The sequence below is a fragment of the uncultured Roseobacter sp. genome, assembly GCF_947501835.1.
In the GTDB taxonomy this organism is placed as follows: Bacteria; Pseudomonadota; Alphaproteobacteria; order Rhodobacterales; family Rhodobacteraceae; genus Roseobacter.
Genome location: NZ_CANMXR010000007.1, coordinates 224928 through 237563 on the forward strand (window position 1 = coordinate 224928; position 12636 = coordinate 237563).

Sequence of the window (12636 nt, forward strand, 5' to 3'; positions counted from 1 at the left end):
TCAAACAGCGCGCATAGCATTTGACTTTGTGGCTATGGTAGCGGTAACGCAACAGGGTGGCGCGGCCCAAAACAAGCGTCTTACCCCGGAGGCTGAAGATGATTTTGTGTTGCGGAGAAGCATTGATCGACATGATCCCAAAGGTCTCCGATCAGAATGAGACGAGCTTTGTGCCGCATTCGGGCGGTGCCGTTTTCAATACCGCGATTGCGTTGGGACGGCTCGGTTGCAAGACCGGGTTCATCACTGGTCTCTCGCGAGATCTCTTTGGCGCTCAATTGGCGAAATCCCTTGAGGATAGCAATGTGGATTGCAGCCTGGCGATCCAGTCCGATCTGCCGACGACATTGGCCTTTGTGCAGCTAAAGGACGGGCAGGCCAGCTATACGTTCTATGATGAAAACACGGCGGGGCGTAGCCTGACGCCGGAGCTGATGCCCGATTTGCCGGACGCGGCACAAGCGCTTTATTTCGGTGGGATCAGCCTAATCAGTGAGCCCTGTGCCGATTTCTACGCGGCGCTGGCGCTGCGCGAGGCCGCCGCCCGCCTGATTGTCATGGACCCCAACATCAGAGCCGCATTCATCAAAGATGAGACCAGATATCGTGATCGCCTGGATCGGATGATTGCGGTCGCGGATATCGTGAAAGTGTCGGATGAAGATCTCGATTGGATTGTTCCTGGCACAGGTGGGCTTGAAAGCGAGGCCCGTAACCTGTGCGCGCAGGGTCCGCGAGTGGTGATCGTGACACGCGGCGCTGATGGTGCGCAGGCCTTCCTCAAAGACGGCGCAGCCGTCGAAGTCCCCGCCGAGCGGGTCAGCATCGTCGACACCGTCGGTGCGGGAGACACCTTCAACGCCGGCGTTTTGGCAAAACTCGCCGAAAACGGTTTGCTGACAAAATCGCGTCTGGCCGATATCGACGCAGATACCTTGCACAACGCGCTCCGCCATGGGGTCAAAGTCGCCGCTGTCACGGTATCCCGGGCCGGTGCCAATCCTCCCTGGGCGCATGAAATACCATAAACGGGTTTTTGCCCGCCCTGAAAACCTGATAGCCTGATCCAGACCCAATCCTGGGCATCCGTAACCCGACGTATCAAAGTAAAGAGATCCAATGCCCGCACCGAGCATCCCCCCTGTTTCCGCCCAAGATTTCAGCGCGGACATCCTGCGCCACCTCAAACATTCGCTGGGCAAGGATGACAGCCACGCCTCGCTCTATGATTGGCGCATGTCATTGTCGCTGGCCCTGCGGGACCGGGTGGTTGATCCGTGGTTCGACAGCACGCGCAAGACCTATGAGGCGCGCGGCAAGCGGGTGTATTACCTGTCGATGGAATTCCTGATCGGGCGGTTGATCGAAGATGTTGCGATCAATCTGGGGCTGGATGCAATCGCCGAAGAGGCGTTGGCCGCGCTGGGGCAGGACTATGGCACTGTTGTCGCCAATGAGCCGGATGCGGCCCTGGGCAATGGTGGTTTGGGCCGGTTGGCGGCCTGCTTCATGGATTCGCTCTCGACCCTGGGCATTCCCGCCTATGGCTATGGCATCCGGTATGAGCACGGCCTCTTTGAGCAGCATTTCGAAGACGGCGCGCAGATGGAAACGGCGGAGACGTGGCTCGCGCAGCGTCACGCCTGGGAATTCGAGCGCCCGGAAGTCAGCTATCCCATCGATTTTGGCGGTCATGTCGCCGAGGAAGACGGCAAGACCGTCTGGCATCCGGGGGAGACGGTCATGGCCTCCGCCTACGATACCCCGGTGATCGGTTGGCAGGCCCAATGGGCCAACACGCTGCGTCTTTGGGCGGCAAAACCCACCACCGCCTTTGATCTGGAGAGCTTCAACCGCGGCGACTACATGGGCGCGAGCGCACCAGAGGCGCTGGCGCGTACGATCAGCCGCGTGCTCTACCCCGATGATACCACCGACACCGGCAAGGAACTGCGGCTCAAGCAGGAGTATTTCTTCACTTCCGCCTCCATTCAGGACCTGCTGCGCCGCTTCCTGAGCGAAGACGGCGATCTGCGGGACCTGCCTGACTACGTCGCCATTCAGTTGAACGACACGCACCCGGCGATTGCCGGGCCGGAACTGGTGCGCCTGCTGATCGATGAACACGGGTTTGAGGTGTCACAGGCGATCTCGACCGCGCGCGGGTGTCTTGCCTATACCAACCACACGCTTTTGCCCGAAGCGCTGGAGCGCTGGCCTGAGGACCTGTTCATCCGCGTGCTGCCGCGCCATCACCGGATCATCCAACTGATCGAAGCGGCGCATCTGGCGTCGACGGGCAGTGACGTGCGCATTCTGGAACATAGTGAGGTCAAGATGGGGGAATTGGCTTTCGTCATGGCGCATCACGTCAACGGCGTCTCGGCGCTGCATTCCGACTTGGTCAAGGAAACCGTCTTTGCCGATCTGCACCGCGACTACCCGGGCCGGATCATCAACCAGACCAATGGCATCACGCCGCGGCGCTGGCTTTATTCCTGCAACCCGCCGCTTCGCAATCTGATCAACGAAACCATCGGCACAAGCTGGCCGGATGATTTGCAGCAGCTCGATGCGCTGAGCGCCCATGCGAGCGATGCGGCGTTTCTTGAGCAGTTTCAAGCGGCCAAGGATGCCAATAAGGCCCGCCTGTCCAATTGGTTGAAGGCGCGCGATGGTGTCGATCTGGACCCCTCTGCGATGTTCGACGTGCAGATCAAGCGCATCCACGAATACAAGCGCCAGTTGATGAACCTGCTGGAGACAGTCGCGCTCTGGAATGACATTCGCGACAATCCGAACGGCAATTGGACGCCGCGGGTCAAGATCTTTGGCGGCAAAGCGGCCCCTGGATATGTGGTGGCCAAGGAGATCATCCATCTGATCAACGACGTTGCCAAAACCATCAATGCCGATCCGGTTACCCGCGATTATCTCCAGATCGTCTATCCGGAGAATTACAATGTCTCGATGGCCGAAATCCTGATCCCGGCCACGGATCTGTCCGAGCAAATCTCAACGGCGGGCAAGGAAGCCTCCGGCACCGGCAACATGAAGTTTGCGCTGAATGGAGCGCCAACCATTGGCACCCTGGATGGGGCGAACGTCGAAATTCGCGACTGCGTTGGCGCCGATAATTTCTTCCTCTTCGGGCTGACAGCGGCAGAAGTGACCGCCCGCCGTGCCGAACCGGAATATGCGCGCCGCGCTGTCGAGGCCAGCCCACGCCTCGCGCGCGTGTTGAAACAGATCGAGAGCGGCGCGTTTTGCCGCAGCGATCCAGCGCGCTACAGCGGGTTGGTGCAGGGGCTGATGAACCACGATTATTTCCTCGTGACCTGCGATTTCGACAGTTACTTCGACACCCAGCGCATGGTGGATACCGCATTTGCGGACCAGGCCGCGTGGACGCGTATGGCCGCGCTCAACACCGCACGTGTGGGATGGTTCTCATCCGATCGGACGATCAGCGGCTATGCCCGCGACATCTGGAAAACCCCCAGCATGATTGGGTCAAGACGGTCGCGCCAAGACGTGGCGTAGCAAAAAAGGGAGACCCGCGTGGCACTTACACCGCAGGACGCACAGGATATCGTTGCAGGCTGTCACGGGGATCCGTTCGCGGTGCTGGGGCTTCACGAGGTGGCGGGCAAGCTTGTGGTGCGCGCCTTTGTGCCCGGTGCGCAAAGCGTTGAGGCGATAGATCCGAAAACCGGCCGCAAGATTGCCGCGCTGAGCCCGGTTGACGGGGCGGAGGGCCTGTTCGAAGGGATCGCGGCGCGGCGTAAGAAGCGGTTCGCCTACCACCTTAGCGTCACGCAGGACGGGCATCACTGGACCGCAGACGATCCGTATCGCTTTGGTCCAGTCATGGGCGAATGGGATGAGTATCTGATCGGGGAGGGCACACACCGGCAACTCTGGCACGTGCTGGGCGCGCATGTGATGCAACATGAAGGTGTCCAGGGTACGCATTTCGCGGTCTGGGCGCCCAATGCGTCGCGCGTGTCGATTGTTGGCGATTTCAACACCTGGGACGGGCGGCGCCATCTGTTGCGTCGGCGGGGTCAGACCGGTGTCTGGGAGATTTTCGTGCCCGCCATCGGCGCAGGCGACGTTTATAAATTCGAGATTTTGGACAGCAATCGGCATCTTTTGCCGCAAAAGGCGGATCCGGTTGGGTTCGGGTCAGAGCATCCGCCGCGCACCGGATCGGTGGTGCGCAAGCTCTCTGGCCATAGTTGGGCCGACAGGGGATGGATGAGCAAACGCGCCGCCACACAGCGCTTTGATCAACCGATTTCCATCTACGAGGTGCATCTGGGCTCCTGGCGGCGCGTGCCGGAAGAGGGGAACCGACCACTCAGTTACCTTGAACACGCCGAACAGTTGATCTCTTACGTGAAGGAGATGGGCTTCACTCATATCGAGCTGATGCCCATTTCCGAATTCCCCTTCGATGGGTCCTGGGGCTACCAGCCGGTTGGTCTTTTTGCCCCCACGATCCGGCACGGCACACCCGAGGAGTTCCGCGCCTTCATCGAGGCGGCACATACCGCCGACATCGGCGTGATCCTCGATTGGGTGCCCGGGCATTTCCCTGAGGACGCGCATGGGCTGGCGAAATTCGATGGCACAGCCCTTTATGAGCACGCGGACCCCAAGGAGGGCTTTCATCCCGACTGGAACACGATGGTGTTCAACTACGGGCGCGCGGAGGTCTCCAACTATCTGATCGCCAACGCTCTTTACTGGCTGCAGGAGCATCACGTGGACGGGCTGCGCGTCGATGCGGTGGCCTCGATGCTCTACCGCGACTACAGCCGCAAGGATGGCGAGTGGATCCCCAACAAGGACGGCGGGCGGGAGAACCTGGAGGCCATCGCGTTTTTGCAGACCATGAACACCACCGCTTACGGCGAGGTTGATGGCATCATGACCGTGGCCGAGGAATCCACTGCCTTTCCGGGCGTGAGCGCGCCCACGGATGCGGGCGGTCTGGGGTTTGGGTTCAAGTGGAACATGGGCTGGATGAACGACACGCTCAGCTACATGGCCGAGGACCCGATCCACCGCAAATACCATCATTCCAAGATGACCTTCGGCTTGCACTACGCCTTTTCAGAAAACTTCATTCTGCCGCTCAGCCACGACGAAGTAGTGCACGGAAAAGGCTCGCTGCTGGACAAGATGCCGGGCGAGGGCGCGGATAAATTTGCCAACCTTCGGGCCTATTATGGGTTCATGTGGGGACACCCGGGCAAGAAGCTCATCTTCATGGGCTGTGAATTTGCACAAGGTGCCGAATGGAACCACGACAGCAGCCTCGACTGGCATCTTCTGGATATTGATCTGCACAAAGGCATCCAGACCCTGATCCGCGACCTCAACATGCTCTACCGTGAACGCCCTGCGCTCTATGCGCAGGACACGAGACCCGAAGGATTTGAATGGGTTGAGGAAAACAACGGTGACGAATCCGTACTGGCCTGGGTGCGCCATGGGACCGACGGTGCGCCGCCGATCCTTGTGGTGTCAAATTTCACGCCCGTTGAGCGGGCGGAGCGCCGCGTCGGTGTGCCGGAACAAGGGCACTGGGGTGAGCGTTTGAATACGAATTCGGAGTTTTACGGGGGCGATGGCCGAGGGAATATGGGCGGCGTGCATAGCGAACAGATCGCAGCCTCAGGGAGGGCGCAGTCGATCAAGATCACGCTGCCGCCTTTGACGACACTCTTTTTCGAGTTGGAGCGGGACTAGTGTTTCAATTTTAATTCAACAGATCTTTTGGGGAGGAAGATAGATGGACAGAGAAACGCAGCGGCTCGCGCAGCAAACCATGGCCTTCGTTTTGGCCGGCGGTCGGGGCAGCAGGCTTTACGATCTGACGGACAGACGCGCCAAACCGGCAATGTATTTCGGGGGCAAGAGCCGGATCATCGACTTCCCTCTCTCCAACGCGGTGAATTCGGGTATTCGGCGCATTGGCGTGGCCACACAATACAAGGCGCATTCGCTGATCCGCCATCTGCAACGGGGGTGGAGTTTCTTCCGCGCGGAACGCAATGAATCGCTGGATATCCTGCCAGCCTCGCAGCAGATGGACAATGAAAACTGGTATAAAGGCACAGCAGATGCGGTTGCGCAAAACCGTGACATCATCGAAGGATACGGGCCCAAATACATCATCATCCTTGCGGGCGATCACATCTACAAACAGGATTACGCGCAGATGATCCGCCACCACGTCGAAAGCGGGGCAGATGTGACCGTGGGCTGCATTGAGGTGCCGCGCATGGAGGCGACGGGTTTTGGCGTGATGAAGGTCGATACCGAAGACCGCATCCTTGATTTTGTCGAAAAACCTAGCGATCCCCCTGCGATGCCGGGCCATCCAAACCACGCATTGGCCAGCATGGGTATCTATGTGTTCGCCACGGACTACCTGTTCAAACTGCTGGATGAATGCGCGGGCAGCGAAGGATACAATCACGATTTCGGCGGCGATGTCATCCCGCAGATTGTGCGGGACGGCAAGGCCATCGCGCATCCGTTCAGCCGGTCCTGTGTGCGGTCGGGCATCGAGGAGAAAGCCTATTGGCGTGATGTGGGGACGGTTGATGCGTTCTGGCAGGCGAATATCGATCTGACGGATTTCAAACCCGAACTTGACCTTTACGACAACGAATGGCCGATCTGGACCTATTCAGAACTGACCGCCCCGGCGAAATTCATCCACAACGAAGAGGGCAGGCGCGGCCATGCGGTCTCGTCCATGGTCTCGGGCGGGTGCATCATCTCCGGCTCCAGCCTGGACCAGTGTTTGCTCTTTACCGGGGTCAGAACCCATTCGTTTTCACAACTGAACGGGGTGGTCGCCCTGCCTTATGTCGAGATCAACCGCAAGGCGCGGCTTACCAATGTGGTGATCGACAGGGGCGTGGTTATTCCCCAGGGCCTGGTGGTGGGCGAGGACGCTGCAGAGGACGCCCGACGGTTCCGCCGCACCGAAAACGGCATTTGTCTTATTACGCAACCGATGATCGACAAACTGGACCCCTGACGTGAAAATTCTCTTTGTTGCCTCTGAATGCGCCCCTTTCATCAAAACGGGCGGGCTGGCTGATGTGATTGGGGCCGTGCCCAAAGCATTGGCGCCGCTGGGCGTTGCGGCGCGGGTGATGCTGCCGGCCTATCCCGCGCTTGGCGATCTGGTGGCGCAGGGGCAATCTGTCTGGGAAACAGCGGAGCTACACGGCGGACCGGCGCGCCTGATCGCTTGTGAGGCAGAGGGCATCGATCTTTTGCTGCTGGATGCGCCCCATCTCTTTGACCGGCCCGGCAGTATTTATCTGGGCGCGGACGGGCAGGATTGGCCGGACAACGCACAACGCTTCGGGGCGTTATCCTACGTCGCGGCGGAGGTGGCCCGGCAGGGCGTCGAGGGCTGGATACCGGATGTTGTTCACGCTCATGACTGGCAGGCCGGTCTGGTACCCGCCTACCTGCATCAGCATCCCGCGCCAACCCCGCCTTGTGTGCTGACCATTCACAACATCGCGTTTCAGGGCCTGTTCGATCCCTCTTTGATGACCGCGCTTGGGCTGTCATCCGCGCTTTATACGCCGGATGGTATGGAATATTTCGGGCGCATTGGGTTCTTGAAAGCGGGTATCGCCTATGCCAGTAAAATCACCACGGTCAGCCCGACCTATGCGCGCGAACTGATGCTGCCGGAGTTTGGTATGGGGCTTGAGGGGCTGCTGCGCGCACGGGCCTCGGATCTTTTTGGCATTCTGAACGGCATCGATCTGGATGTCTGGAACCCCGAAGACGACGATGCCTTGGTCGCGCCCTACAGCGCACGCACGCTGAAACGCAAATCCGCAAACCGGGCGGAGGTGATGAAACGGTTCGGGCTTAATGAGGACGGCGCGGGGCCGCTTTTCTGCGTTGTCAGCAGGTTGACGACGCAAAAGGGGCTGGACCTGCTGTTGCAGGCGCTGCCTGCGCTGGTGGCGCGGGGCGCCAGGCTCGCCGTGTTGGGCAGCGGCGACAAGGCGCTGGAAGACGGGTTCGTGGCAGCAGCACAGGCCCATAGCGGTTCTGTCGGTGTGATCATCGGCTATGATGAGCCGCTGTCGCACCTGATCCAGGGGGGCAGTGATGCCATTCTGATCCCGTCGCGGTTTGAACCCTGTGGGCTCACACAGCTTTATGGGTTGCGCTATGGCACGATCCCGGTGGTTGCGCGCACCGGCGGGCTGGCCGATACCGTGATCGACGCGAATGAGGCTGCGCTGACCACCAAATGTGCAACCGGCGTGCAATTTGCCCCGGTGACCACGGCCGCGATGGAACAGGCAATCCTGAGAACATGTGATCTTTTCGATCAACCCGCCGTCTGGGCAGGGATGATGCGCCGGGCGATGCGCCATCCCGTGGGCTGGGACGTCTCTGCGCAGGCCTACAAAGACATCTATCGGGGCCTCACAAGCGTGCAACCACCGCAGGATTGAGCCGCATGGGATATCAAATCACCTCTGGTACCCCGTTCCGGTTGGGGGCGCATGTCGATGGTGACGGTGTAAGCTTCGCCGTGTTCTCCGCCCATGCCACCAAGATCGAACTGTGCCTGTTCTCTGCGGATGGCGGGCGGGAGACACAGCGATTGCCCTTGCCCGAACGGACCGGTGATATCTGGCACGGGCACGTCGCGGGGCTGCCCGCGGGAACGCTCTATGGATACCGCGCCCACGGGGCCTATGCGCCCGAGCACGGGCACCGGTTCAATGCCAACAAGCTGTTGCTGGACCCCTATACCCGCGAGCTGCGCGGACGGTGGATCGACGACCCGGCCCTCTTGGGATATGACGTGCGCTCCAGCGCCGGGGATCTGTCCTTTGACGGTCGCGATTCCGCACGGTTCGTGCCGAAGTCAGTGGTTTCCGATCCAAAGCTCTTTGAGGCGATGACGTCCCATCTGGGCCACGCATGGGAAGACACGCTGATCTATGAGGCGCATGTGAAAGGGGCGACACAATTGCACCCGGATGTCGCGGAAAACCTGCGCGGCACCTATGAGGGTCTGGCCTCGGATGCGCTGATCGATCACCTGCACAAGCTGGACGTGACGGCCATTGAACTGCTGCCGGTTCATGCTTTTGTCAATGATGGCTTTCTACTTGAGAAAGGTCTGACAAACTATTGGGGTTACAACACAATCGGGTTTTTCGCACCGGAGCCGCGATACTTTGGCCCCGAAGGGATCATGGGCTTTCGCAACATGGTGCAGCGCTTTCACGACGCGGGGATCGAGGTGATCCTTGATGTGGTTTACAACCACACTGCGGAGGGCGATCATCGGGGGCCGACGATCTGCTTTCGCGGGCTGGACAACGCCTCTTACTACCGGCTGATCAATGGCCAGCCGCGCTATTACGTGAACGACACCGGCACCGGCAATACGGTCAATGTGGCCAATCCCTATGTGCTGCGCACGGTGATGGATTCTCTGCGTTTCTGGGTGGAATGCATGGGGGTCGATGGGTTCCGCTTCGATCTCGCAACGACGCTGGCGCGCGAGGACGACGGGTTTGACGTGCACGGCGGTTTTCTCGACGCGCTGCGTCAGGATCCGACTCTCGCGGGCATCAAGATGATTGCGGAACCTTGGGATATTGGACCGGGCGGCTACCGCCTTGGGCAGTTTCCCCCCAAATTCGGTGAATGGAATGATGCCTACCGCGATACCGTGCGGCGGTTCTGGAAAGGGGATGCGCATAGCGCGCAGGAACTGGGGGCGCGGCTGCTGGGATCGGCGGGAGAGTTCGACCGCGGGGGCCGGCGGGCGTGGTCTTCGGTGAATTTTCTGGCGGCCCATGATGGCTTTACCCTTGCGGATATCACCCAATACTCAAAACGCCATAACGAGGCCAACAAGGAAGGCAATCAGGACGGGCACAACGCCAATCACTCCGACAACTGCGGTGTGGAAGGGCCCAGCGATGACCCCGCCGTGACCGCCCTGCGCCAGCGTCGTCAGCGCAACATGCTGGCCACGCTGTTCCTGTCGCAGGGTACGCCGATGATCCTGGCCGGGGATGAGATCGGGAACACGCAGGACGGCAACAACAACGCCTATTGTCAGGACAATGAGATTGCCTGGCTGGACTGGGCAGAGGCAGATGTAGAGATGACGGCGTTTGTTGCCGAGCTTTCCGCGTTGCGCCGTGCGCATCCGGTGCTCAGACAATCACGGTTTTTACATGCGGCGCTGCGCGCTGCGGACGGTCAGCCGGATGTGGAATGGATGGACTTCCAGGGGCATCCCCTCAATTGGCGCGATCCGGGTTTATCCAGCCTTTGCCTGATGTTACGCGCTTCTGCTGAAGCGCCTGCAGCAATGGATCATGACGACGCCGTCTTTGTCATTTTCAACCGCGCCGACACCTCTGCCGAGGTACAGATACCTGCCTGCGCCAAGGGCACGCAATGGTGTGTTGGACTGGATACCTCCGGAAGTCACGCGCGCCAGGCACCGGTTGATGCATGGACCATCACAGTGCGCGGCCCCTCTGTCGTCGCTCTGGTGCCAGGCCCCGCCGGGAACGCCGCATGAACGCAGATCAAATCCTGTCTGATCTGGCGGATCACTGCGGGCTCGTTGCAGAATTCAAGGATCTGGATGGCATTTTCCGGTCTGCAAGTCCGGACACCCAGCGCGCGTTGTTGCAGGCCATGGGTGTGCCCATTGGATCGTCTGCCGAAATGCGTGAAACGCTCCAGATGATGCGTGCCGAAGACACCGCGCGCATCCTGCCGCGGGACGTTGTGGTGCCCAGTCACAAGCAAACGACGGTGCCCTGTGCGTCCGGGGTCGCATGGCAGGTGATCCTTGAAGGCACCTCGGAGGTCTACGCCGAAGGGAAAAGCCGATCGGATATTGAAATATCGGCCTTGCCCTCAGGGGTGCATGACCTTCAGGTTCAACGCGGGTCAGACATGCAATCCGCAACGCTGATCGCGGCGCCGGATCGCGTGCCCTCGTTGCAGGACATGGCCGGGGCCGATCAGACATGGGGCGTCGTTGCGGCGCTCTACGGGTTGCGCTCCGAGCGAAATCAAGGGCTTGGAGATTTCGAAGATCTCGCGCAGCTGGCCGAGGTCTTAGGCGAAAAGGGCGCAGGATTTCTGGGCATCAACCCGGTGCATGCGCTGGGATGGGCGGATGTGGCGACGATCAGCCCCTACTCGCCGACCCACCGCGGGTTTTTGAACACGAACCATATCGCGCTGGACCGAATCCCCCATGTCGATGCGTCGACATCTCTGCCCGCACACTCCGGCCCGCGGATCGACTACGCAGGGTTTGCCCAAACCCACCGCGCGGCCTTGCGGGCTGCCTTTGAAACCTTTCAGAGTGTTGCCGAGGGCACCGTGCACGGCGATCTGGCGGGGTTCAAACGCGAAGGGGGGGCCGCGCTGGCAGATTACGCGCTGTTTGAAGCCTTGTCTGAAACCCATGGTCCTGATTGGCGCTCCTGGCCAAAAACTGTCCAGACAGCAACCTTCGCCCAAGCCGTTGCGGGTACTGTGGACACGGAGTTCCACGTTTGGCTGCAATGGCTGGCCGCGCGCCAGTTGGAGGCGGCCCACACCCGCGCCCAATCAAACGGCATGGCGCTGGGGCTGTATCTCGATTTGGCCGTGGGGTCACGCCTTGGCGGGGCAGAAGCCTGGGGGGCTGCAGAGGTTCTGGCGCAGTCGGTCTCGCTCGGTGCCCCCCCGGATCATCTCAGCCCGGCGGGTCAGACCTGGCAACTGGCGGCTTTTGCCCCGGCAAAACTCCAAGCGCAGCAATACCGCCCGCTGCGACAGGTTCTGCGACAGGCGATGCAACACTGCGGCGTGCTGCGGATCGACCACGCTCTGGGTCTCAACCGCAGCTATTGGGTGCCTGAAAATGGTGCGCCGGGCGGCTACATCCGGCAGCCTTTTCAATCACTGATGGGGATCATCGCCATTGAGGCGGAAAGGGCCCGGACGTTGATCGTCGGCGAAGATCTGGGCCTTGTACCGGCAGGTTTCCGCGCGACCATGGCGGCCAGGGGGATTTATGGCTACACCGTTGCGCAATATGAAAAAACCGATGACGGAAAATTTCGAAAAACGGATGAAATGAGACCGCAGTCGCTTGCCTGTTTCGGGACCCATGATACGCCGACCCTCAGGGGATTCTGGGAAGGGCGTGACATTGGCTGGTGGCATCAATTGGGCTGGATCGATGCAGGTGAAAAAGCCAAGGCGGAAGAACGCCGCGCGCTTGAAAAGGTCGATCTGGTTGGTGCGACACCCGAGACAGTGAATGCATTTGAGGCCACCGATCTGGCAACGCAAGCACATCGCGCGCTTGCCCGGGGCCCGACGGCGCTGGTCGCGGTTCAACTCGATGATGTGCTGGATGTGGCTGAGGCGCAAAACCTGCCCGGCACCGTGGATGAGCATCCAAACTGGCGGCGCAGATCGCCGGTCTCCGTTGCAGATATGGCGGCACACGCAGGGCTGTGTGAGACCGCGAAGATGATGGCAGATGCCGGGCGCGGCACGCTGAAACAAAAGACCTGAAAGGACGTT

General features: G+C 60.4%; 7 protein-coding genes. All 7 read left to right on the top strand.

Going from position 1 to position 12636, the window contains the following annotated elements:
- Window positions 1-98 precede the first annotated feature (98 nt).
- A complete protein-coding gene (locus Q1A20_RS15965; protein ID WP_299405405.1) occupies window positions 99-1028 on the top strand; it encodes a carbohydrate kinase in 930 nt (309 codons plus the stop codon).
- A 91-nt stretch (window positions 1029-1119) separates the two neighbouring features.
- Window positions 1120-3543 carry a glycogen/starch/alpha-glucan phosphorylase gene (locus Q1A20_RS15970; protein WP_299405402.1) on the top strand — a complete coding sequence of 808 codons (2424 nt, stop codon included), beginning with the start codon at window positions 1120-1122 and terminating at the stop codon, window positions 3541-3543.
- Window positions 3544-3561: 18 nt separating this feature from the next.
- Window positions 3562-5760, top strand: coding sequence for a 1,4-alpha-glucan branching protein GlgB (gene glgB, locus Q1A20_RS15975; protein ID WP_299917606.1), 2199 nt, complete (start codon window positions 3562-3564; stop codon window positions 5758-5760).
- Window positions 5761-5803: 43 nt separating this feature from the next.
- A complete protein-coding gene (gene glgC, locus Q1A20_RS15980) occupies window positions 5804-7063 on the top strand; it encodes a glucose-1-phosphate adenylyltransferase (RefSeq protein WP_298970822.1) in 1260 nt (419 codons plus the stop codon).
- A gap of 1 nt (window position 7064) precedes the next feature.
- Complete coding sequence (glgA, locus tag Q1A20_RS15985) at window positions 7065-8519, top strand: glycogen synthase GlgA (protein ID WP_299917608.1); 1455 nt, start codon at window positions 7065-7067, stop codon at window positions 8517-8519.
- A 5-nt stretch (window positions 8520-8524) separates the two neighbouring features.
- On the top strand, window positions 8525-10621 hold the full coding sequence (gene glgX / locus Q1A20_RS15990; RefSeq protein WP_299917611.1) for a glycogen debranching protein GlgX: 2097 nt from the start codon (window positions 8525-8527) through the stop codon (window positions 10619-10621).
- Window positions 10618-12627, top strand: coding sequence for a 4-alpha-glucanotransferase (gene malQ / locus Q1A20_RS15995; protein ID WP_299917615.1), 2010 nt, complete (start codon window positions 10618-10620; stop codon window positions 12625-12627). Before glgX ends, malQ begins: the two co-directional genes overlap by 4 nt.
- Window positions 12628-12636 lie beyond the last annotated feature (9 nt).

What these genes read in the sequence shown, in the direction of transcription:
- Q1A20_RS15965 (WP_299405405.1), top strand. Translation starts at nt 99, where the DNA reads ATGATTTTGTGTTGCGGAGAAGCATTGATCGACATGATCCCAAAGGTC.
- glgX (WP_299917611.1), top strand. Translation starts at nt 8,525, where the DNA reads ATGGGATATCAAATCACCTCTGGTACCCCGTTCCGGTTGGGGGCGCAT.
- Q1A20_RS15970 (WP_299405402.1), top strand. Translation starts at nt 1,120, where the DNA reads ATGCCCGCACCGAGCATCCCCCCTGTTTCCGCCCAAGATTTCAGCGCG.
- glgC (WP_298970822.1), top strand. Translation starts at nt 5,804, where the DNA reads ATGGACAGAGAAACGCAGCGGCTCGCGCAGCAAACCATGGCCTTCGTT.
- malQ (WP_299917615.1), top strand. Translation starts at nt 10,618, where the DNA reads ATGAACGCAGATCAAATCCTGTCTGATCTGGCGGATCACTGCGGGCTC.